The organism is Silvibacterium bohemicum (genome assembly GCF_001006305.1).
Lineage (GTDB): Bacteria > Acidobacteriota > Terriglobia > Terriglobales > Acidobacteriaceae > Silvibacterium > Silvibacterium bohemicum.
The window spans coordinates 438547-462995 of the sequence record NZ_LBHJ01000020.1; the positions used below are offsets into that span (position 1 = coordinate 438547).

12 protein-coding genes are annotated in these 24449 nt (G+C 57.6%); 4 read left to right on the forward strand and 8 right to left on the reverse strand.

Translation table 11 applies throughout. The features are described from left to right. Nucleotides 1-14: 14 nt before the first annotated feature. On the forward strand, nucleotides 15-3437 hold the full coding sequence (locus XX99_RS24930; protein ID WP_231581608.1) for a malectin domain-containing carbohydrate-binding protein: 3423 nt from the start codon (nucleotides 15-17) through the stop codon (nucleotides 3435-3437). A gap of 159 nt (nucleotides 3438-3596) precedes the next feature. Here XX99_RS24930 and XX99_RS24935 read toward each other — a convergent pair whose 3' ends face one another. Then, complete coding sequence (locus XX99_RS24935; protein ID WP_231581609.1) at nucleotides 3597-4610, reverse strand: carbohydrate porin; 1014 nt, start codon at nucleotides 4608-4610, stop codon at nucleotides 3597-3599. 806 nt (nucleotides 4611-5416) lie between these two features. Here XX99_RS24935 and XX99_RS24940 point away from each other — a divergent pair. From XX99_RS24940 to XX99_RS28245, 3 genes are all read left to right on the forward strand, one after another. Continuing rightward, nucleotides 5417-5623, forward strand: coding sequence for a hypothetical protein (locus XX99_RS24940; protein ID WP_050062121.1), 207 nt, complete (start codon nucleotides 5417-5419; stop codon nucleotides 5621-5623). A 217-nt stretch (nucleotides 5624-5840) separates the two neighbouring features. After that, nucleotides 5841-6623 (forward strand): hypothetical protein, encoded by a 783-nt coding sequence (locus tag XX99_RS24945; protein ID WP_050062122.1) that lies wholly within the window; start codon nucleotides 5841-5843, stop codon nucleotides 6621-6623. 218 nt (nucleotides 6624-6841) lie between these two features. Continuing rightward, the gene (locus XX99_RS28245; protein WP_231581610.1) at nucleotides 6842-7180 is read left to right on the forward strand and encodes a hypothetical protein; all 339 of its coding nucleotides are present in this window, start codon (nucleotides 6842-6844) and stop codon (nucleotides 7178-7180) included. Between the two features lie 35 nt (nucleotides 7181-7215). Here XX99_RS28245 and XX99_RS24955 read toward each other — a convergent pair whose 3' ends face one another. The 7 genes from XX99_RS24955 to XX99_RS24985 all read right to left on the reverse strand — a co-directional run bounded on the left by XX99_RS24955 (nucleotide 7216) and on the right by XX99_RS24985 (nucleotide 23993). After that, the gene (locus XX99_RS24955) at nucleotides 7216-8013 is read right to left on the reverse strand and encodes a helix-turn-helix domain-containing protein (RefSeq protein ID WP_156186208.1); all 798 of its coding nucleotides are present in this window, start codon (nucleotides 8011-8013) and stop codon (nucleotides 7216-7218) included. Nucleotides 8014-8156: 143 nt separating this feature from the next. After that, nucleotides 8157-10040, reverse strand: a complete 1884-nt coding sequence (locus XX99_RS24960; RefSeq protein ID WP_050062125.1) for a tetratricopeptide repeat protein — start codon at nucleotides 10038-10040, stop codon at nucleotides 8157-8159. 174 nt (nucleotides 10041-10214) lie between these two features. Further along, nucleotides 10215-13955, reverse strand: coding sequence for a TonB-dependent receptor (locus tag XX99_RS24965; protein WP_184084618.1), 3741 nt, complete (start codon nucleotides 13953-13955; stop codon nucleotides 10215-10217). 618 nt (nucleotides 13956-14573) lie between these two features. After that, nucleotides 14574-16154, reverse strand: coding sequence for an efflux transporter outer membrane subunit (locus XX99_RS24970; RefSeq protein ID WP_082125996.1), 1581 nt, complete (start codon nucleotides 16152-16154; stop codon nucleotides 14574-14576). A 26-nt stretch (nucleotides 16155-16180) separates the two neighbouring features. Further along, a complete protein-coding gene (locus XX99_RS24975) occupies nucleotides 16181-19276 on the reverse strand; it encodes an efflux RND transporter permease subunit (RefSeq protein ID WP_050062127.1) in 3096 nt (1031 codons plus the stop codon). A 2-nt stretch (nucleotides 19277-19278) separates the two neighbouring features. Beyond that, a complete protein-coding gene (locus XX99_RS24980; protein ID WP_050062128.1) occupies nucleotides 19279-22602 on the reverse strand; it encodes an efflux RND transporter permease subunit in 3324 nt (1107 codons plus the stop codon). Then, nucleotides 22599-23993, reverse strand: a complete 1395-nt coding sequence (locus XX99_RS24985) for an efflux RND transporter periplasmic adaptor subunit (RefSeq protein WP_050062129.1) — start codon at nucleotides 23991-23993, stop codon at nucleotides 22599-22601. The genes XX99_RS24980 and XX99_RS24985 overlap by 4 nt, the downstream gene beginning before the upstream one ends. Nucleotides 23994-24449: the final 456 nt, after the last annotated feature.

Below are 24449 nucleotides of genomic sequence, written 5' to 3' on the forward strand. Positions count from 1 at the left end.
TTGTGGTTGGCGCGATGAGTTTTTTCGGTGCAAGAAATGCGGCCGCCCAGGACGTCGTTGCCATAGCAGCCGGAGGTCCGGCGCAAAGTAACGCCAGCGGTGGAGACTCCTCCTTTGCTGCCGACGAAGACTTCAACGGTGGCGGAGATAATCAGGTAAGTACAACCACCATCAACCTGGCCCAGCCGGGCGCCAACGCCGCGCCAATGGCGGTGTATCAACACGCGCGGGCGGGCGCATTCACATACACAATTCCCGGCCTCACGGCAGGCGATCAATATACCGTACTGCTGCACTTCGCCGAGACGTACTTCACCGCCGCGGGCGACCGCAAATTCGACGTTGCCATCAATGGCACCACGGTACTCACCAACTTCGATATCTACGCAACTGTGGGAGCGAACGCGGCATTGCTCGAGACCTTCACGGCCACCGCGAATAGTGCTGGCGATATCGTCGTCACTTTCACCTTGGGCGCTGTAAACCAACCTGTCGTCAGTGGAATCGAAATACGCGGAACCTCATCGGCCTGCGGCGCTGTGCCATCAGCGCCAACCGGCCTGACCGCTGCAACATCATCCTCCAGCGCCATCGCTTTGAGTTGGACAGCGGTGACACCTCCTGCGGATTGCACGATCACCTCCTATAACGTCTACAGGAGCACCACCAGCGGCTTCACCCCCTCATCCAGCAACTTGATCTCAAGCGGATCAACCGCTACTAGCTACTTCAGCACTGGCCTCGCCGCCTCGACGACGTATTACTACATCGTTGAAGCGCTGGACACCGAGGGAGCCTCAGTGCCATCCTCCCAGGTCAGCGCTGAAACTGCCGGTACGGCCTGCAGCACGGCCCCTTCCGCTCCAACCGGAGTAACCGCCGCAGCTACTTCTCCGAATTCCATCGGTCTGAGTTGGACCGCGGTCACTCCGCCCTCGAACTGCACCATCAGCTCCTACAGAGTCTACGGCAGCACTACGAATGGATTCTCTCCATCATCGGGCAACCTGATCGCGAGCGGAGTGGCCGGAACCACTTACTCCAATACCGGCCTTACGGCTTCTACCACTTATTACTACGTGATTGAAGCAGTCGACGCAGCCGGTCCATCGACGGCCTCGACACAAGTTTCGGCCATAACCCCTGCTTCCACTTCCACGGAAATTGTCGCCATCGCCGCGGGAGGTCCGGCGCAGAGCAACGCGAATGGCGGCGACGCCTCGTTCGTCGCTGATGAATACTTCAACGGTGGAGGAAACAATGGCCAAGTAACGGCCGCCATAAATTTGACTCAACCCGGCACGAATGCGGCGCCCATGGGTGTGTATCAGAACGGACGGGTCGGAGCTTCAACCTACACCATCCCCGGTCTGGCCCCTGGCGCTCAATATGCGGTTCTGCTGCATTTTGCCGAAACCTACTTTACCGCCGCAGGCAACCGCGAATTCAACGTAGCGATCAACGGCACATCTGTGCTCACCAACCTGGATGTCTATGCCACGGTTGGATTGGACGCGGCCCTGGTCGAGAGCTTCACGGCCACCGCTAACAGCAGCGGCCAAATCGTGATCGCCTTCACCGGCGGCGCAGAGAACCAACCCTTGATCATGGGAATTGAGATCCGGGGCGCTGCCAGCGCGTGCACTCTCTTGCCTTCAGCCGCTCCCTCAGGACTGACGGCAAGCGCATCCTCTCCCAGCATCATGAGCTTGGCATGGACAGGAGTCACGCCTCCCCCGAACTGCGCCGTCAAATACAACCTATACGCCAGCACAGTCAACGGATTCTCTCCGTCCTCGTCTACGCTGGTTGCAAGTGGACTTACGAGCACCAGCTTTTCCAACACAGGACTGGCCGCATCCACGACCTACTACTACGCTGTGGAAGCAGTGGACGCGGATGGCGCTTCGGCTCCATCGACAGAAGCCAGCGCTGAAACACATCCCGCTACGTCGTGCATCTCGATTCCGACGACTGCGCCAGGTGGCCTGGCGGCAAGCCCATCTACCTCCACCACCATCGGCTTGAGTTGGACGCCAATCACCTCACCCGCGAACTGCACCAACGTCACTTACAACGTATACGGCAGCACAACCAGTGGATTCACGCCCTCGGTCAATAATGAAATCGCCGTAGGGCTTACGGGCACAGAGTTCTTCAACACCGGACTCGCGCCCTCCTCAACCTACTACTACATCGTGCAAGCTGCGGATGAAGACGGTGTATCGGTAGAATTCTCCGGGCAGGAAAACGCCACTCCGCTGGCTCCTCCCACTGTGTTGACGGCGGCAGCATCTTCTCCCAACGAGATCGATCTAACCTTCCCTGCGAGCACGGCGGCTGCGCCAGTGATCTACAACGTATTCCGCAGCACAACATCGCCATTTACGCCATCCGGCAGCAATCAGGTTGGAAGCACCAAGTCCAACTTCTATAACGATGTTGTACTCACGGCGTCGACCACCTATTACTACACCGTCCAGGCCTCAGGCCCGTCCGGAACGACGACCGTGGGCGGCCCCGTCAACGCGACAACTTTATCGCTTGCTCCCAACACCCCTCCCTTCTGGGACGCCAGCAATCTACCGGCTACGCCATCCGGAGACCTCATTACAATCAAATTCCTCAACCGGACCAACGGGCAATATCCCGATAGTCAGGTTTACTGGAGTATCGACATCGGCGGTGTCACAACCACCAATTCAATCGCCGCTCAGCCAACGCTCGCGATGCCCGCCAACGCTTCAGGACGGATCTACTTCTATCTCGGAGCCGTCAACCAGAATACAAACAACTACTGGGACTTTCTCGAATACACTCTGGGCGCAACCTTCATGAATATGAATTCAACCAGAGTGGACGCATTTGGCCTGAAGTATGCGTTCCAATTGAGCTGCAGCGACGGAACAGACATCGCCATCGGTGAAACCGGCGGATCGTTCGCGGAAAGCCGCGCTAGCTTCTTCCAACGCTACATCAACGCCGTTCCCGCGGATTTCCAGACGCTCGCACAGCTGCAGGCGCCCTATCGAATCGTCTCCCCTTCCGCCGGCGGCTTCGATACCGGCGGCGCATACCAGACCTACTACAACGATTGGATCGAGCAGCTCTGGGCGGTCAATGGGATCACCATTCCCCTCGCAATCCCCAATGGAGATGGGCTAGGAAGCTATCCTGACCTTTCTGCCGCAATCTACCGCCATGTCGGGGCTGTTGCGGGAACCTTTAATGCGAATGGCACGCTGGCTAATCAGGCACTGTGGGGTAACCCGAGCGCTTTTTATCAGACTGCGCCGGCAAGCTACTACGCGCAGTTTCTTCACGCCAATGCCATCAACGCACAGCAATATGCCTTCCCGTACGACGATGCAGGCGGCTATTCGGCAGATGTGAGTTGCACGAATCCGAAGACGCTTCTCGTAGCCATTGGATGGTAATACGCTTGAAACGCGAGCCCCTGCCGATGAATGCGGGGGCTATCTTGGGAGCGAAGGTGATCTACAAGCTGTATCGGATTCGCAGCTAGCCTTGCTACTCAATCTCACTAACGTGGAGGAACGGGGACTTCGGCATTGGCATGAAGTCTCTCCAGCGCTTCAAAAGATGATCTCCATCCTCGCGCCGAAAAGAGTTGTAGCGTAAGCCTTAGTCGCGTAGGTGGGATGAATGGAGACTTCCATATCCGGGCCGATCCTCACGCTCTGAGTCAGGCGAAGCCGATAAAATGCCTCGAAGATGCTCTCGTGATGTCGAGCAGGGCGGCTCGGCTCGCTATAGTTGAATGCCGCCCCGAACATATCGCCCGTGCGTCCGAAAGGGCGAACGCGGGCAAGACCGATTCCCTCGATTTGCTTGATCGCAGTTCCAGCATTGGTGCCGTAGGCAAATCTCCCGAATGGCGTCCAGCCATTCGAAAGCTCATGCTCGAACCCTCCGCCTCCGCCAAATCCACTCCCGCTACTCTTCGTATCGTCTCGCCACATACCCAGGCGATAGTGCCGGTACTCCTCACCGAGTGAGCCCGACGAAAAGCCCAGTTCAATGCCTTCCATGTATTTGCGGTCGACCAGGGTTTCGATATTCCTCTGCTGCGCACCCTCGGTGTCCACGGCGAGTGCATGGATGTAAAAATGAGGAGTGGCCTGGTACTCAACCGCGGCGCCGCCCGCATAGGTCCCGTCGTACGCGACTGCGAGATTGCCGTCGTTGGCTCCGTTTAAAAACTGCGTACGCTCGTCGTTATTGAACATGCTGAGAGTCACGTATTCGTTCGGATGGATCTTGCCCACATAAAACGAGAGCTTCTTATCCAGAAGATCCTGCCGCCAGTAGAGGATATTCAAAGTGATCGGTTCCTGCGGACCGCCGCCCTGCAGACAATTGAGATAAAGCCCGGAGCCGATGCCATCGCTGAGGTTGAACTGCTGACTTCTACCGATGTTGGTTCCGGAGCGAACGAGCAGGCTGATAGATCCAGCGCTGCTGCCATGATCGTAGGCAGTCCAGCCTCCGGTGAAATCGAGACGACCACTGAATTGATTGTGCCGGACGCCATCCGATGCGACAGTCGCATACTGATTCAAAAAGGTGTACGTCGCGCCGAATTTCAATCGGAGAGATTGCGCGCTTCGGTCTGCGAGTTTGTTTACCGGCAGAAAAAATGGGGCGAGAGGATCCGGTTCTATGAGAGGATCTGCGGGTATCTTCGACAATGCCAGCGCGTTTACATCCAGCTCCTGCCTGAGCTCGTCGGGGTCTTTTTTCCGTGGTGTGCTGGGAGCAGGTTGAGATGATTGTCCCGCTTGAACGGCGCTCGAACTTCCGTCATTTGCGCTTTGAGCGTCAGCGGACAAGCTCGATACAAGTAACAGCAAAAGCAAACAGATCTTCAATTGTCTTGCCTCCCAATCCATCCAGCCCGTCTGTTTGGAGTTTCCGGTAATTCATGATTCTTCAGTATCCGGTTTTGTCCCGATGCACCGGCGCCGCAATCTACTCCGCCGTGCCGATTGTCGCATCGATGAAGTGATTCCTGCGTGAAGCACATCCAGGTTCACCTGAATTCAGCCTCCAGTGATTTTTGCATACACCATCCACTTGCCAGCTTCGGCGCGAACCTCCGCACCAATCGTGAAAGATAAAACGATTTCTCCCTCGCCTCTTGCCTGAAGTTGTTCGACAAATTTGTCAAGAAAAACGGCATATTTGTTGCTTATAAGAAATTTTCAAATCGACGTCTGTCAGTTTCTTCGATACAGATCAGCCTTCTTGTCGAGTTGCGATAAGAATAGCTTCCAGAAAAGCCAAAAATGTCGAGTTTCTTATAAGAAAACCGGCACACCCGATGCTCTGTTTTGAGCGTTCAAGTACCTAGTCTCCTTTGCAGCGCAGACCTGCGCTGCAAAGGAGAAAACACATGTTCAAGCATCTTTCCCGCAAGATGATCCCCGCAATTGCGCTCGTCGCATTGACTCTTCCGATCGGACAGGCAGTAGCTCAGAGCACCTCAACGCCAACTGGCAATTCAACAACCCTCGGAATCACTGGTACCGATCCCGTGCCAACCTCGCCCGGCACAGCGGCAGTCATTCTGAGCCTGTTACCGCTGTTGTTCCCAGCGTAATCAGCGAGGCTATCGGACAGCCGTGACCGAAGTCGCAAATGAACGTGAATGAGTGACGTTTATCGCCAGACGCTGTCTCATGATCGCTATGTACTGGGTGGGGTCCGCAATCGCAGCGGCGCCCACCCAGGATGCGAGAGCGCCCAGTTTTGCAAAACTCTAAGACGGTCGCGGTGCATAATGAACTTCGACGGACGACGCCACGGAGACATCGCAAATGCAGGTGACCGACTTGGGGCGCTGGCTATGGGCAGCCGGCTTTATTGGCCACATTCTTCTATTCACGGTGCTGATCGTGCGCAGCCGAGCGCAACAATTTCCCATCTTTACGACATTTGTCTTATCGAATCTGGTACGAACGGTGGTATTGTTTTTCATCCTGAAGTTCGGAAGCCGGCATACGTACTATTACACCTTCTGGTCGCTCGGTGCGTTGGACACTTTGCTTCAATTCGGTATCGTTTACGAGATGTACGCGAAGACCTTCCGTCCGCTTGGAGTATGGGCATCGGACGTACGCAGAGCATTTCTATCGCTCATATTTGGAAGCCTCATCATCGCCTTCGGACTTACCATGGCGGCAGCTCCACACACCAAACTCCCGATCCAGTCGACAATCCTTAGGGCCGATTTTTTTTCGTCTGTCTGGATGGGAGAGCTTTTTGTAGGAATGATCAGCATCTCGGTAAAGGCCGGCCTACCGTGGCAGGCTCATGTGGGAAGAATTGCAAAATCTCTGGGGCTCTACTGCCTTCTCGATACGTTGATCGGAGCAATGGCGACTCATTTCGGCTTGGATCAGAGCACCGCTCCTTATCTCGTTCTTCAACAGATTCGGCAATTCCTCTATCTCGGCTGCCTCTCGTACTGGATCGTGATGCTATGGAAAGAAGCTCCCGATCCCAGACGCATGTCCGATGAGCTCCGTCTGCGGCTCATCCGGTTACAGGCGAGGGTCGAGGCCGACCTGCACTGGATACGCGCGAGGCATCCTTCATGATCGGGCAATCTGCTCTTTTCCTTATTGTCGTCTCGATTGTCGTGCTTTGCTTGTTGGTCGTCGCGTTCTACTCTCTGCGCCGTGCCCGGAGATCCACGGAGGGCTCCTGGGAAAGTATTCTTCAGCGGCTTGTACTTGTGGACCGCAACGGTATCGAGGATATTGCTCTCGACATCATAGATACAGCCGGGAAACGGCGAACTGATGATGACAGCTTCATGATGGAGGCCAAAGAGATCTGGACGCTGGTGGGCGGATGGAAAGGCCTCAATGCATTGGAAGCGAACTGCCTGGTGCTGATCGATCTCGCCTTCTATCTTCAGCAGTTGTACCCGGAGGCCTTTGCCGTCACTCAACAACTGCGTCTCAGTGCCCGGGAGATCGAGTGGCAAATCAGCCGGCTGAAGATCGCAGAGAAGACTGGAAAGCTGGACGGCACAATTACCATGTACGGCCAGCATGCGATTGCGACCTACTATCTTATGACGCGCCGCCTGCTGGATCTCTATGCGCAGCTTCATAGCCCGATGCTGCCCCAGCTACAAAAGGTTTTGTAATCCCGGAGGTCAAACGCCTCGGCCCGAAGCATTGTCTACGCGTTGGCCGAAAGCCCCTCAAAGCGTTGGAAGACGGCGGCCACCTGTCCCACCACACTCACCTCGGTTCGATACTTCCAGTTCTCACTCATCACGGGTGAGGAATAATGCGGGTCCAGCGACAATATCGTCTTACTTCGATCGAGAGAGCACCACGCGCAGACAAAACGCTCGGACGTTTCCAGGAAGTAAATCGGGCGGTCGTATTCACCTGTCCATTCCCTTCGATGGGCGATCTTGCGTTTGTGGATGTTGATCAGCACGATCGTTCCCGGCTTCATCAGCGGGAAGAGTGCGAGATCGTCGTTTCCGATAATGCCGCGGCGATAATGGTTGGGCATGAATTCTAGAGACGGCAGCAGACGTGTCTTATCACATGTCCTCTCCGCAAGAATCTGGTCCGGAAGCCAGGTCCTCGCCTGCTCTTCCAACGGCCCTGAAGTGAGAAGAAGTGAGGCATTCGGACCATCCGAGGCATCCAGATTCGGAGCGCTCTTCGTCCCTTGCGAGCAGAGATCAAGCAGCTCTTCCGACGAGAGGTGGTAGATGTTGGAGAGCACAATCAATTTTGAAGAAGAGAAATCGTGTCCGTCCTGCTCGACGCGCGCCAGCCAGCTTGGTGAGATCCGCAGGTTGGGATTCCCGTACTTCTCGGAGAGACGTGCGCTCCTCTCCGCCACTTCCCGCAAGGTAAGTCCCCACTTCTGCCTGATTGCGCGAAGCCTACTGCCGATCCCCACCATTGGTGGACCTCCGATTGCTGAATTGAGCACGATGGCACTCGGCAGGCGCACGATACGCCCACCCAGCTAGGGGAGGTGATACCAAGTCTAGACGAGCCCAGTCTCTTTCGGAGACAGGAGGACGTTTTTTAACTCTTGTGCGCGAGGCCATGCGGAGAATAAAACGGCATCGAAAGATAGCAGGTCTCGCGCCGCTATTTGGGCTCGGCCGACGGCCTAGCACTCTTCGCTTGCTCTAGCTGTGCGAGGCGATGCTGAGTATCCGTGTCGCTAGGATCAAGACGGAGAGCGGCGCGAAGCTCTTGCTCGGCGCGGTTGTTATCACCAGACCGCAGCCAGGCGCGGCCCAGCATGCGATGAAACTCCGGCTTGTCGGGGTTCGCGGCCTCAAGCTGTTGCAGCCGCGCGATGCCCGCTGCGACATCTCCGGACTCGACCAGCGCGGCGGCATAGATGGACGCCAGTTGCGGCGACGCCTGCAGGCGTGCACCGATCGGTTGCAGCGTTTCAACGGCAGCATGGTAGCTGCCGGTCATAAAGAGGCTCACGCCCAGCGCAGAGCGGAACCAGGTGTCCTTCGGATGCTGCTGCAGATAGCTACCGAGGGGCGCTACGGCAGCGGCGTAATCCTTCGCCGAGTAGGCGGCGCGTCCAAGATTGTAGTCGAGCCCTTCGAGATGAGGATTCCATTCCGCGGCATGCTGGAAAGCGGAAACGGCTGCGGCAAAGTCTCCATCCTGTGCGGCGATGGCTCCAACATTGTTATAGCTATCGGCGATAGCCGGGCTGAGGCGCTTCTCCACTTCTTCCATCTGCTGCATCGCTTGTGGGTCGAGAGCCGGTACGGCAGCCTTATTGAGAGAATGGTCGGCCTTTTCAGATGCTGCGATCTCCGCTGCGCTCTTGCCCTGATTCTGCAAAGTGCTGAGCTTCAGGAGATCGGTCGAGGTCTGCATTTCGGCTTTTGCGGCATCCGTGTGGCCGGTCTGCATCAACACACGGCCGAGCAGGTAGTGCGCTCGCTGCACCTGATAATGATTGCGCGAGGGGTCGGTGGTCAAGGCAATCGATTGACGCAATACCGATTCAGCCTCTCGCGGGCGGTTCGTATCGACATAGAGCTGGCCGAGCGACAGCTGTGTATCCGGATCGCGAGGGTTAAGCTCGGCAGCACGCCGCAGCTCCTTTTCCGCTTCACGATAGTTGTGTTCGTTAACCGCAATGTATCCCAGTTGGGAGTGGCTGAGGAAGTCGTCAGGATGAAGCGCGAGCTCCTTGTGAAACTCAGCCGCAGCCTTCGGAAAATCGATCTCGCCCATACTGAGCAGGTACGACGCGCCGAGAGAATAATGAAGGCCGGGCAGTTTCGGATCTTCGACCAGAGCCCTCTTGAACTCAATGATGGCCTGATCGGGATAGCCGGTCTCGCCGTAGGTACGGCCGATATCCAGGTGGACGGCGGCGTTATCGCCCGCACTGGCCAGCATCTCGGTGAAGATCTTCGCCGCAGAGTTTTCGTCCTTCTTCATGAGATACGCCTTGGCCAGGGCAAAACCGTTGGCAATACTCGGATCGATGGCAACGGCGATCTCGTATTCCTTGACCGCGCTGTCGGGATCGCCCGATCGCGAAGCGATGCTGCCAAGCAATGCGTGGGCTTCAGCGCTGCGGGGCTCCGCAGTGAGAAGTTGCTGTGCAAGCTCCTGGGCGCGAGCAGGATTAGATGCATCGCGTTCGGCCTGTGCGGTGCGAAGCAGCAAATCCAAATCGTTGGGATGGAGCGCCAGAGACTCTTCGAATTGTTTGGCCGCGAGAGGATTGTCGCCGATCTTCGAGCGGTCCTCAGCCAGCTCTGCGACGGCGCTGGCGATGAAAACTTTATAGGCGAAGACGGCTTGCTCCATGTCGCCGGAAGATTGCAGACTTTGCGCCTTGTCGTATTGCTGCTGAAGATCCGGCTGCGCGGTCTGAGACGGCGCCACGATCGCAAAATAAAAGAAGGCCACGGCAAGAAGGCCGATCTGCCATCCGTTTGATGATGTGCTCTGTGTATGCGGGATCTGTACTGCAGATGGCATTGCTAAGAAAGTATATCCAAGAGGGTGATAGAGAGGAGCAGGTCGAAGTTGGAAGCAGGCGCGAGAAAGCCATCTACTGAAGAAATCACATTCCCGTGAGGCCGTTCGAAATGCATAGCTAAATGTCGAAAGGGCATCGCGGGTTGGCGATGCCCTTTCGGGGTTGAGGTTAAGTTAGAAGTGATACTTGATGTCGAGTTCGAGGTTACGTTGGTAGGGCGAACCATCTTTGCTATCGAGATAGCCAAAGTTTTGCACCGTCTGGCCTGACCCTGCATTCGGACTGTTTGCCTGATTCAAAGTAATGGCCTTGCTCGCATAATCGACGTTATAGCGCAGCGTCAATTGATTGAGAGAGCTGAATTGGGGTAGCGGATGGTTCAGCCAGTTGAAGGCAGAGATGCGGAATTCCACATTCTGCTCCTTGGTGATGGTAAAGGTCTTGGCCAAAGCCAGATCATTGTCGATGTACGCCGCCGTGCTCATATACGGATAGTTCTGGCCGCCATTGGTACCGATGGCCGGAGCCTGGAAGCAGGCAACGTTGACTCTCTGGTAGTGGTGCAAGCCGGAGGTGGGATTGCAGCTGAGCACAGGATTGATAGAGATCGGCGCGTCCGTACCGAAGTAGGTCGGATCGCCGAGACCAGGAGCAACACCCGCATTCTGCGCAGCCTGAGGAATATTGATGTAGTTTTCTGTTAACCCGAAGTTGGGCACGCCGTTCCCCAGCCCCGCAATGATGCTTCCGCCCTCCTGCCAGGTGGAGATACCGGAGATCAACCAGCCGTTCACTGCGCCGCCGATCAGCTTGTTTCCGTTGTACCAACGGCCGGTCTGGTAGGAGTACGAGGAGTTGAAGACCAGCGGACGGTCGATCGCTTCGACGCCATAATTAGCGCGCAGAACGAAGGGGTTCGCCTGCAGTCCGGTCCCTAGGGTCTTGGACCAGGTTCCGTTGAGGTTGAAGGTGAGGTGGCCGGTCTGCTTGGAGAATGTCACCTGCAGGCCGTTGTAGTTCGTGTAGCCGATGTCCTTGCTTTCATAGGCACTGGCAGTGCCATAGGCGTAACCGAATGCGTGATAATCTGCCGCCGCATTGCAAACCGTGCCGGCGCAGGTACTATTAACCCTTTCCGGATTTTGAGCGATCAGGCCGGTCTTCGGATCGGCCTGGAAGAAGGACCCTACCGGGGCCTTATTCTGGTCGGCAAAGGCCGTGAACTGGCTGCCCGAGATGACTTCGCCATTGTCATTCAACTCGCTGCTACTGTTGCCGACATATGCCACTTCGAGAAGCATATGATGGGGCAGTTCCTGATCAATGGTGAAGTTGTAGGCGTAGGTCAACGGGATGCCGTAGTCGGTCGGATCGAGACCAGTCTGGTTGCCGCTGGTGCCGCAAGGCGGCGCGGTGCAGGCAGATGGTTTCAGTAGACCGATCTGTGAGAGTTGAATGCTGGATTGACCAGGCAGGTTATAGTTCTGCACGGCCTGCGCTGTAGTGAGAGCAGAAGCATAATCGTTGTATTGATCGGAGAAACGATATGCACCGAAGCCGCCACGGAGTACAGTCTTACCCGTTCCGAAGAGATCGTACGACAATCCGAAACGTGGCGAGACAAAGGCAAATCGGTTAGGTTGGCCACTGAGCGGCACGCCGGCATCGATCGAATGCCAGTAGTATCCGGGTGAAATCTTGCCTGCGAAATAATCGGGCATAACCCGATCCGGATAGAAGACGGCCATGCCCGTTCCCTGCCGGTCATACCAGTGACCAACGTGATCGAAGCGCACACCCATGTCGATGCTGAGGCGGCGCGTGGCCTTGAAGTCGTCCTGAACAAAGAACGAAGTGTCCTGGTAAGCCATGTCGCTGACCGGAGCCCCGTTGCTCTCCGTGTAGCTGGTGACAGTACCGGTGATGAAGTTGGCTACCGGGTTGTTCGGTGAACCGGTATTGATGCCTGTGATGAGGTTTTTTTGCTGACCGCTGAAGCTGTTGACGATGCCGTTCAGATTCGTACCGTCATTGCCCTGCAGGTTGCTGACGTTCTGGGTGAATCCACCGAATTTGACGGTGTGCGCGCCCCACACCTTGGTGAAGTTATCCGTGAAGCTGGGCACTTCCTTACGAACGATGTAGGATCCGCCTGGCTCGAAGATGTCCGACTGGGAGAAATCGGGGAAGGTGTCGGTTCCTCCTGAACTGTAGGAGGGGATCAGCTTGGAGCCGCCACCGAAGACCGATCCATAGCTGGAGGGATAGCCGAGCGTGCTCTTGTACGCAGCGGCGGTGTTCGGCGGTGCATAGGGAAAGTTGCCGAACGCCCAGGCCGCGATGAATTCGTTGGTGGTGGTGGAGTTGAAGATGTGAACGAAGTGTCCGGCGATGGCCTTGGAGAAGGTCAGCCCATGCAATCCGCCGCCCGGGAAGGGTATGGAGTTGCCTGGGGTCCAGTAGATGTGTGCGCCGTTGCCGTTCGCGAGCTCGCTGCTGTATCCCTGCTGATAAGAGATGAAAAACTTATCTTTGTCGCCAAGGTTGTAGTCAAGGCGAAGGCGATAGATCCAGCCATTGTTGGTATTGATGATCGGTTGGTAATAGTTGTAGCCGCCAGGCGTGGTCGCGGGATTGGCGTTGGCCTTGGGCCAGAAACTCGCCAGGGCCTTGGCGCCCGGATCGAGATACTGCGCGGGGATATGGCCGTTGGTTACGGGAGTGCCGTCCGGCAGGATGGTTCCGTTAAGGTTGTTGCACCAGCTACCCTGCGCTGCGGCCGTAAACCCACCCGGGCAGAGAACATTGTTATCTGCGTTATCCGAAGTAAAGTCGCCGGCCATCATCTCCGGACTGGGAATGTAGGACTGGAGTACGTTGGCATTGCCCTGATTCTGGAAGAAATGCTCGTAGCCGCCCCAGATGAACACCGTTTTGTGAGTGAAGGGGATGGGACCGCCGCCGTTGCCGCCAGGGTAGTAGTAGTGCGCTCCAGCCTTCGGTTTGTCCTGATGATTGGATTGCCAGTCGTTGGCGTTCAGGGCGTCGTTACGAGCATCAAAGTAACCTTCTCCGTGATAGGACGCGGTTCCGGACTTACTGATCGCGCTGACGACAACCGGTCCGAACTGCGCCTCGGCGCCGAAGTTCGAGGTCTGCACGCTGACTTCCTGCGTCATCTCCGGGCTGATGGTGGCCAGAGCGCCCGCGTCATCGCCGGGATCGAGAATGCTTACGTTATCGGCGAGCAGTGCCGTGCCGCCCTTGTAGGGGACGCCATTGACTTGCAAACCGCTGCCGATGGCGCTCTGCGCCGCACCGGTGTTGACCGGGTTGAACTGGGAGCCGCTATTGGTGAGACCGCCGGAGACGGTGGTGACACCAGGCAGCACCTTGAGCAGCTCGGTCGTGTCGCGGCCCTCAAGCGCCAGGTTCTGAATGTCGGCGTAGGAGAGAACATCGGAACGCTCGCCGTTGCTCGTGATGATATTTTGCGTGGCAGCCGCTACAGTAACGGTCTGCTCCGCGCCACCCACGGCAAGGGAGAGATCAGGAACGCTGAGCGAATCGCCTGCATGGAGGACGATGCCGTTGACGTTCTTGCTGCTGAAGCCCTTGGCCGAGATTTTCAGGGTGTAGGAACTGGGCAGGATGGCCGGGAAGGTGAAGTAACCCGCCGCCGTCGAAGTAATGACACGCGTGTCTTGGGTTGCCTCGTTCACAAGGGTTACGGATGCTCCAGGAATAACCGCCCCGGTCGTATCCTGTACGGTGCCGGACAGCGTTGCCGTGATGTTCTGAGCAGACGCAGCCGGCGCATGGATAAGGAGGGCTGCCAGCGCCAATAACGCGCATAAACAGATCCCCTGGTTGGTGAACGATCCCAACCGTGCAAACCAACTATCTTTTTTCATTTGCTTCTCTAGCCTCTCTTCAAATAAAGCGTTAAACATTTCTTCCACTGGGAGCCGCTATCGCAGTTCCTGCCTCTTCGGGCTGCCAAACGAACTCCGTATGTGCGTCCGATACGACTGCAATTTCTCTCCCGCCTCCATAGTTGCGGCTTGCATTCAACCCGGTCTGTGGGGGATCGGGAGCCCATTCTTATTCGTTCGAGACGGGACGTGCCCGGCTACGAAACCAACCGGCAATGCGCATTCGATCCGTTAATTTAGCGGTCGATTGTGCGCGCTGCCTTCACCGCTAAATCGATCTGCTAAATCGATTCACTGGCGGGAGAATGTTTACCGAAATCAGATATCGTCTGTCAATATCTTTTGTGATGAGAGGAGGATGCATCTATAAATTATTGATATATATGCACTTAACTTACGTACTCTAAGGGATGGAACGAGCGTAAAACGGTTTATCGGATCGGAGAACGAAAACCGGCTCCGAAAACCTTTGTAAAAGTTCAACCAAGTTGGAACTTATTTCAATTGATAAATGGATAGCTGGAATGACCGGCGGGATAGTTTCCGGGAAGAAGCAGAACGGTCAGCTTTGCTTCTTCCCTTTACGAACAGCTTCACTTACTTTTGCATGACGTAATCGGTCTTGGAGGGTTTGACCGATAGCTGCTCGGGAGTCGGCAGCTGAGACACATCCCATCCTCCACCGAGAGCCTGGATGAGCTCAACCGACGCCACGCTCTCCTGGATCTGCAGCGAGGCCAGTGTCTCCTGATCGCCCAGGAGGGTAGTCTGCGCAGTCATGACATCGATGTAGGGATCGATGCCCGTCTGGTAGCGGCCCATTTCGAGATCAAGGTACTGCTGCTCGGCCGCGACCGCTTCGCGCTGCTTGATCTCCTGCTCGGAGAGAATGCGCGTGGCCGCAAGATAGTCTTCCACTTGCTGGAAGGCGGTCAGGACAGTCTCGCGATAGGTGGCTACGTTGGCGTTGTAGGTAGCCGTGTACTGCTGCAGTTCAGCGCGGTAAAGGCCGCCGTTGAAGATGGTTTGCGAGATCGATGGACCAATGGACCAGAAACGGCTGGGCCAATCGAACCAATGCTGGAAGGCGGATGCCTCAAAGCCTCCGCTGGCCGAAAGCGTGACGTTGGGGAAGAATGCCCCATAACCGATGCCGATGGTGGCGTTGTCCTCAGCGAGGAGGCGCTCTGCAGCGGCGATGTCCGGACGGCGCTGCAGGAGCTGCGCAGGCACGCCAGTGGGAATGGCCGGGGGAGGTATCAGCGATGGCTTCACGGGCATGGCAAAGTCAGTTGCGGGCTTGCCGATGAGCATGGCGATGGCATGCTCATACTGCGCGCGGGCAACGCCGAGATTCAGCGCAGCCGATTCGGCGGCTTTGAGAGTGGCAATCGCTCCTACGACCGAAATGTACTGATCGACTCCGGTGTCGTAAAGAGTCTGGGTTAAATCCAACGATTTTTTATCGGCGACAACGGTGTCGTCGAGGATCTTCTGTAAGGCATCCTGTCCGCGCAGCTCGAAGTAGAACTCAGCCAGGCTGGCCTCTTCGACCAGCTTTTCGTTCTCGAGATCGGCGGCACTGACCTGGGCTCCGTACTGCGCTTCACGCACCTCGCTGCGAATCTTGCCGAAGAAGTCGGGCGTCCATGAGACGTCGAAGGGAAAGGCCCATGTAGAGGCGGTGCTGCCGGCATTGGCAGTGGCGGAGCGTCCCAAGTTGCCCGAGCTCTTGTTGCGGCTCCATCCGGGGCTGGTCGTGATCGTAGGCCAGTATTGGGCCTTGGCTTCGCGGATGAGCGCTCGCGCCTCCATGAAGTTCTCGAACGAGACTTTAATGTTCTGGTTGTCGATCTGGAGCTGTTCTTCGAGCGCATTGAGCTCAGGCTCGTTGTAGATCTCCCACCACTTTCCCTTCAGCATGGCATCCTGCGGGTTGGCGACCTTCCATCCTGGAGCGTCCTGAAAGTTCACCGTGGACTCTTTGTAGGCCGGTGCGGCGGATGCGGGCGCAGACGGAGTGTGGTACTTCGGTCCAGGCAGGCAACCTGTGAGGGCAAGGGGGAGAAGGAGCGAAGCTGCAACTGATCCTACGCCCCAGGTGCTGAACGTTGGATGCCCTGCAGTCTTCGACCACGTCGGTTTCGAGTGGCGAGCAAGAGAAGGGTTCGATTTCATACGGAGCTTCTTTTTGAGAGGCGATGTCATAAGGCGACTTCTCCCTCAGCTTCTGGATTGAAGGTGTCGTGATGCTTGCCCAGCACGCGGAGCCGGGTGCGGTCGAGGAACAGGTAAACGACCGGTGTGGTGTAGAGAGTGAGAAGCTGGCTCATGATGAGCCCGCCGACAATCGTGATGCCTAGCGGCCGGCGCATCTCGGAGCCGGTGCCGGTGCCGAAGGCCAGCGGCAGCGCACCGAAGAGCGCGGCCATGGTCGTCATCAGGATGGGACGAAAACGCAGCATGCAGGCCTCGAAGATGGCTTCTTCCGTGCTCTTGCCCTGCTCGCGTTCGGCCATCAAGGCAAAATCGATCATCATGATGGCGTTCTTCTTCACGATACCGATGAGCAGGATGATTCCGATGATGGAGATGACGTTCAGGTCTACCTTGAAAATCATCAAGGCCAGCACCGCACCGACGCTGGCCGAGGGCAGCGTAGACAGAATCGTGAGCGGATGAATCAGGCTCTCATACAGAATGCCAAGAACGATGTAAACCGCCAGGATCGCCGTGATGATGAGCATGGGCTCGGTGCTCAACGAAGCCTGGAATGCTTGCAGGGTTCCTGCGAAGAAGCCGTGGATGGTCGAGGGAGTGCCCAGACGGTCCTGCATCTGTTGAATCTCTTGCGTCGCCGTGCTCAACGATACTCCGGGCGCGAGATTGAAGGAGATGGTAACCGAAGGGAAGAGCCCGGTGTGCGCTACGGAGATCGGAGTCGTGTTCGCCCGAGCGGTGGTCATCGTTGCCAGTGGGATGACTCCGTTGCCCGAATTCAGGTAAATGTTCTTCAGGCCATCGGGATTCTGCCAGTAGGGCGGTGCTACCTCCAGAACCACATAGTACTGGTTGTACTGGGTGTAGATGAGCGACACCTCGGACTGCCCGAAGGCTGAGTAAAGCGCGTTGTCCAGGGATTGGGAGGTCTGACCGTAACGCGCTGCAGCTACGCGGTCGTAGGTGAGATATTCGGACAGGCCGGCGTCCTGAAAATCGGTGTTGACATCCTGCAAGCCCGGCTGCTTCTTCATCTGTGCAAGCAGAATGGGAGCCCAATGTGTGAGGTCGTTGGTATTGTCGGCCTGGATGGTGTACTGATAAAGCGCATTGCTGCTGCGTCCGCCAATGCGCAGATCCTGCGCAGCCTGCAGGAATAGGGACGCGATGGGTTGGTTGTTGAGCTTTGGCCGGAGACGGTTGATGATATCGGGCGCGGAAATCTTACGCTCATCAAGCGGCTTCAGCGAAACATACACAAAGCCGCCGTTGCCGGTGCCGACATAGCCGATGACATTAGCGACTGCGGGATCGGCCTTGATGGTCTTCACCAGCTTCTGGATGGAGTCATCCATGACCGGGAACGAGGCATCCTGTGGACCTTGCACACCACCGACCAGCGCACCGGTATCCTGCTGGGGGAAAAATCCCTTGGGGATTTTGAGGAGCAGGACGCCATTCAGCACCACCACCATGACGAGGACGACCAGCGTGAGCCCGGGGTTCTCGAGAACCCATTCCAGGCTGCGCCGGTAGCCGTACAGCATGCCGTCAAAGACTTTTTCGCTGAAGCGATAGAGTCTCCCATGCTTCTCCTGGTCGTGCGCCTTGAGCAGATGCGCGCACATCATGGGCGTGGTGGTGATGGAGATGATCATCGACACCAGGATGGCCGTCGAAAGCGTCACCGCGAATTCGCGGAAGAGACGCCCGACGATGCCGCCCATGAGCAGGATGGGAATGAAGACGGCTATCAGCGACATGCTGATGGAGAAAACGGTGAAGCTGATCTCGCCTGCGCCCTTGAGGGCGGCGGCAAAGGGTTCTATCCCCTCTTCGAGATGGCGGGTGATGTTCTCCATCACCACGATGGCGTCGTCGACCACGAAGCCGGTAGAGATGGTGAGGGCCATCAGCGAAAGATTGTCCAGGCTGAAGCCGAGCAGATACATCACCGCGAAGGTGCCGATGAGCGAAACCGGCACGGCAACGGTCGGGATGAGCGTAGACCGCGGACTGCGCAGGAAGAGGAAGACCACCACGATCACCAGCACGATGGAGATGATCAGGCTGCGCTCGACATCGTTGACTGAGGCGCGAATGGTGGTGGTGCGATCCATCACCACCGTCATGTCAGCGCCTGCCGGGATAGTCGCTTTCAAGAATGGCAACTGTGCGCGGATACGGTCGACGGTCTGAATGATATTGGCGCCGGGCTGGCGGAAGATGATGATGGGAATGGCCGGCAGGCCATTGAGGTATCCGCCGTTGCGGATGTTCTGGGTCGAATCGATGACCTGGGCGACATCGGACAGGCGCACCGCCGCGCCGTTCTTGTATCCGACGATCAGCGGGGCGTACTCGGCGGCGTGCGAGATCTGTCCATTGACGATGATGTCGGCAGTGGAGCGGGGGCCGGCGAGCTGACCCCGTGCGAGCTGCGAGTTCTCCGTGCTCAGGACGGCTTGAATATCGGAGAGGGTGAGGCCATAGCTGTTGAGCTGAGTCGGATTCGCCTCCACGCGCACCGACGGCAGCGCGCCGCCGCCGACGACGACCTGGCCCACGCCCTGAATCTGCGAGAGCTTCTGCTCCATGACCGTCGACGCTTCGTCATACAGCTTCGAACGCTCATAGATATTGGAGGTGAGACCAATGATCATGATGGGCGAATCGGCCGGATTCACCTTGCGATAGGTGGGGTTGCCGGGAAGATTGGCCGGTAGATAAGTGCGTGCGGCGTTGATCGCAGCTTCGACATCGCGCGCGGCAGCGTCGATATCGCGGTTCAAATCGAACTGCAGAGTAATGTTGGTCGATCCGAGCGAGCTCGACGAGGTCATCTCCGTGACCGCGGCAATATGCCCGAACTGCCGTTCGAGCGGCGTAGCCACGGACGAAGCCATGATCTGCGCGCTGGCGCCGGGCAGACCGGCCTGCACCTGAATGGTGGGGAAATCGACCTGCGGCAGCGGCGAGACCGGCAGCACGGTAAAGCCGATGGCTCCGGCGATGGCCACGGCAATGGTCAGCAGCGTAGTAGCGACCGGTCTCCGGATGAATGGCGCGGAGATATTCATCGCTAAGCCTGCGCCTCTCCTGTTTCAGGGCCGCCGGCCGGAGCCGCCTGCGGATGCGCGGCATTCTTTCCGCGCTTGCCGGAAAGCCTCTGCGCCAGGTTGTCGAAGAAAATATAGATGACCGGCGTCGTGTAAAGCGTGAGCACCTGGCTGAGCAGCAATCCGCCAACCATCGAAATACCGAGAGGACGGCGCAGCTCGGAACCGATGCCGCTGCCGAAGGCCAGCGGAATGCCTCCCAGCAGCGCGGCCATGGTAGTCATCATGATGGGGCGGAAGCGCAGCAGGCTGGCCTCATAAATGGCGTCGGTCGAACTCAGCCCACGCTCGCGCTCGGCTTCAAGTGCGAAGTCGACGATCATGATGCCGTTCTTCTTCACGATGCCGATGAGCAGAATGATGCCAATGATGGCCACCACGCTCAGGTCCTGATGGAAGAGCATAAGCGCGAGCAGCGCGCCCACGCCTGCCGAGGGCAGCGTGGAAAGAATCGTGATCGGGTGAATGAAGCTCTCGTACAGCACGCCGAGCACGATATAGACGGTGACCAGCGCCGCCAGGATGAGCAAGGCTTCATTCGAGAGCGAGTTGCGGAAGGATGCCGCCGTGCCCTGGAAATCTGCCTGCAGGCTGGCCGGGAAGTGCATGTCGGCGGCGGTCTTATCGATATCGGTGATGGCGCTTCCCAAGGCCGCGTTGGGACCGAGATTGAAGGAGATCGTCACCGCGGGGAACTGTCCCTGGTGATTGATCGAGAGCGCTTCGGTGGTGGTCTGGTAATGAGTGAAGGCGCTCAGAGGCACCGCGCTCGGGCCAGCCGAGGAGCTTGCCGTGTTTGACGTGGTGGTGACCGGGGTCAGGATCTTCGTGGGCGGCGTGAAGACGCTCGATGAGGGAGTATAGAGCACCGACGAAGTAGTGGCATTGGAGCCGGCAGAGACTGAACCCGATGCGGCGAAAGAGGTCGCGGCCCCGGGACCGCTGGTGCCGGAAGACGCTCCCGACTTGATGTAAAGATTGCTCAGCTGCTTCGGATCCTGCTGGAAATCAGGCAGAGCTTCGAGGATCACGTGGTATTGATTCAGCTGCGTGTACATGGTGCTGATCTGTCGCTGGCCGAATGCGTCGTAAAGCGTGTTATCCACGGTGCCCGGCGCGATGCCCAGTCGTGAAGCGGTAACCCGATCGATCATCAAGGAAACGGCGCTGGCGCCCGTCTGCTGGTCGGTGGCGACATCCTCAAGCTCGGGCAGCTTCTGCAGCTTGGCCACGAAGCGGTTGGTCCACTCATTCAGTTCGTCGAGGTTGGGATCTTCCAGTGTGTACTGATACTGGGTGCGGGTGACACGGTCGTCGACCGTGATGTTCTGCACCGGCTGCATGTAGAGCTTGATGCCATGGATGTCGGCAAGCTTGTTTTGCAGGCGGCGGATGACATCGGCGGCGCTGAGGTCGCGCTGATTGAGCGGCTTCAGATTGATGGAGAAGCGGCCGCTATTAAGCGTGGTGTTGGTGCCATCAGCTCCGATGAATGAAGACAGGCTCTCCACAGCCGGATCAGCCAGGATGATCTTCGCCAGCTCCTGCTGCTGCTGCCTCATCGACTCGAAGGAGATCGATTGCGGAGCCTGGGAGATGCCTTGGATCACGCCCGTATCCTGCACCGGGAAAAAGCCTTTGGGGATGGCGATGTACAGCAGGATGGTAAGAACCAGCGTGCCCAGCGCGACCAGCAAAGTAATGACCTGAAATCTGAGAACAAACTTCAGAGTCCGGCCGTAGAACGCGATCATGCTCTCAAAAACGCGTTCCGATGCGCGATAGAAGCGGCCCTGCTGCGCCTCAGGATTATGACGCAGGATGCGCGAGCACATCATCGGGGTGAGGGTCAGCGAGACCACCGCCGAGATGATGATGGTCACGGCGAGAGTGACGGCGAACTCGCGGAACAGCCGGCCGACGACGTCTCCCATGAAAAGCAAGGGGATGAGCACGGCAATCAGCGAGACGGTCAGCGAGACGATCGTGAAGCCAATCTGCCCGGCCCCCTTGAGCGCGGCCTGCATGGGCGAATCGCCCTCTTCGAGATAGCGCGAGATGTTCTCGATCATGACGATGGCATCGTCGACGACGAAGCCGGTCGAGATAGTGAGCGCCATGAGCGAAAGATTGTCCAGGCTGTAGCCAAGCACGTACATCACGCCGAAGGTGCCGACGAGCGACAACGGCACAGCGATGCTGGGAATGATGGTGGCGTAAAGGTTGCGCAGGAAAAGGAAGATGACCATCACAACCAGCGCGATGGTGAGCATCATCTCGAACTCGACATCATCCACCGAAGCCTGGATGGAGGTGGTGAGATCGGTGAGCGTGGTGATGTCGATGCCCGCCGGCAGGTTGGCCTGCAGCTGGGGCAGAAGCTTCTTGATGCTCTTGACGACGCTGATGGTATTCGCGCCGGGTTGTCGCTGGACGTTGAGAATGACCGCCGGGGTCTGGTTCATCCACGCGGCCTGCTTGCTGTTTTCTACGCCATCGACGACGCTGGCTACATTTTTGAGAAAGATCGGCGCGCTGTTGCGATAAGCAACGACGACATTCTTATAGTCGTCGCTGGTTTCAAGCTGGTCATTGGCGTCAATCTGATAGTCCTGGCGCAGACCGTCGAAGTTGCCCTTGGCCGCATTCACGCTGGAATTTACCAGTGCCGTGCGCACGTCCTCCATGTTGACGCCGTAGTTGGAGAGCTGCGCGGGATTGACCTGAATGCGGACAGCAGGCTTCTGTCCACCGCTGATGCTCACCAGGCCAACGCCGTTGAGCTGCGAAATCTTGGGCGCGAGACGCGTGTCCACCAGATCCTCGACCTGCGGCAGAGGAATGGCCTTGGAGGTGATCGCCAGGGTGAGGACCGGTGCATCGGCCGGATTGGTCTTGCTGTAGACCGGTGGCGCGGGCAGAAGCGAAGGCAGCAGGCTTTGCGCCGCGTTGATCGCAGCCTGGACCTCTTCTTCTGCGACGTCGATATCCAGTGTGAGGCTGAATTGCAGGACCACGACCGATGTTCCACCCGAACTGGTGGAGGTCATCTGGCTAAGCCCCTGCATCTCGCCGAACTGCCGCTCGAGCGGAGCGGTCACGGTTGTCGCCATCACATCGGGGCTCGCGCCGGGATAGAAGGTGACCACCTGGATGGTCGGGTAGTCCACCTCAGGCAGCGCCGAAACCGGTAGCTGCGTGAAGGAGACCAGACCAACGAGCAGGATCGCGGCCATCAGCAATGAGGTTGCTACAGGCCGCAGAATAAATGGGCGGGACGGACTCACGGGGCGCTGCTCTCGCTGGGGTTCTCGCTATCGCTCGAGGGGACGGTCTTGGTGGAGATGATCACCTTGGAGCCGGGCTGCAACTTCTCAAAGCTGCTGGTCGCAATCCTGTCACCGGGATTGATGCCCTCGACGGCCGTGATGCCATGATCGGAGGTCCCGGTCTTCACGTCCTGCTTCTTCGCGATATAGCTGGGCCCCTTGGGAGCGCTTGCATTGGCGCTACCGCCCTTTGCGGAGTTGTCGGCAGGCGCACTCTCAGGCGCGTTGTCCGAACCGGCGGCGGGCTGAGTGTGCCCCTTGCCTCCCGGCGGTGCGGGCGCAATCACGTATACAAAAGCTTCCGTCCCGTTGTGCTGGATGGCGGAATCCGGAATGAGCGTCATGTTGTGTTCGGTAGTTACGAGCAGCCGGGTGTTCACGAACTCATTCGGAAAGAGGATGTTCGTGCGGTTGTCGAACTGCGCGCGGAGCTTGACGGTGCCGGTGGTGGTGTCGATCTGGTTGTCGAGAGCAGTAAGCACCCCGGTAGCCAGCTTCGCGGTCTGATCGCGGTCGTAGGCCTCAACGGCAAGATGCGCCCCGGTTCTCATCTGAGCCAGTACCTGGGAAAGATGATCTTCGGCGAGAGTAAAGACGACGGTGATGGGCTGAATCTGAGTAACGACGGCGAGCACCTGGCTGCCGCTCGACTGAACCAGGTTGCCGGGGTCGACGAGTCGCAGACCGACGCGGCCGGTGAACGGCGCGACGATATGGCAATAAGCCAGCTGCACCTTGTCGAAGTCCAGCGTTCCCTGGTCGGATTTCACCAGTCCTTCGTCCTGCGCAACCAGCTTCTCCTGGTCGTCAAGCTGCTGCTTGGCGATGGCATTCTTCGCCCATGCAGCCTGATAGCGTTCAAGGTCCATTTTCGCCTGAGCCAGCAGCTGAGTATCGCGGGCCAGAGCGCCCTCGGCGGTCTCCACATTAGCCTGGAACTGGCGGGGATCGATGTCGACCAGCGGCGCGCCCTTCTGCACCGTCTGCCCTTCACGATAATGAACCTCGGTGATGACGCCGGTGACCTGGTTGTAGATTGACGCGGTATAGACCGGAGTAACCGTCCCGATGGCTTCGAGGTAAACCCCTATGTCGCCTTTCTGGGCGGTGGCAACCGTCAGTGTCACCGGCCCGCCAAAGCCATGACGACCGCCGCCGGCAGCAGCCGACTTCGTAGTGTCGTCATGATGGCGCAGGATGAGAAACAAAATCCCGGCAAAGACCAGCAACAGAATGATCCAAAGCCATTGCCGCCGTTTCTTAACGGGAGGCTTAGGGCTAGGGTCGGAGGTTGTCCTGGGCAGCTGATGATCGGGCGGTATGGGCGGCTCTGGCGGCTTTTGTTCCATCGTAATTTGAGTGCACCAATGTCGCGGCTCGGGCAGAAGAGCGGCGGTCAGAAGTTGAGGTTTGGGTCAGACCGATAGCTGCCGCGGCGGGCGTCAGTTTGGAGTGTCCCGTAGCAATGCATACAAACCTAGTTGGAAGCAGAGGCGAACGGATCTTGTCTGCAGATACTTATTTTTGCCAAAACTTGCGTGATCCTATGGACGATACAGTCGTGCAGATGGTTGCAGTAACTTCCAGGGATTAAGGTATCACCGGCGGCGTGAATTCCGCGAAGTCAGTGATTCCCTTCCCTTTTCACGGAGGAGCGCCAATTTCCAGGGAAACGTCACCGCCGGATGAAAAAGTGGATCTATTCTTCTGAGGAAAATTAATATACCGAGAACCAGCGAGAGTCTGCGGGGGGACGCAGACTATGTTTGCAGGGCACGGGCTAGAATCCGTGCCCTGCCTTCCTA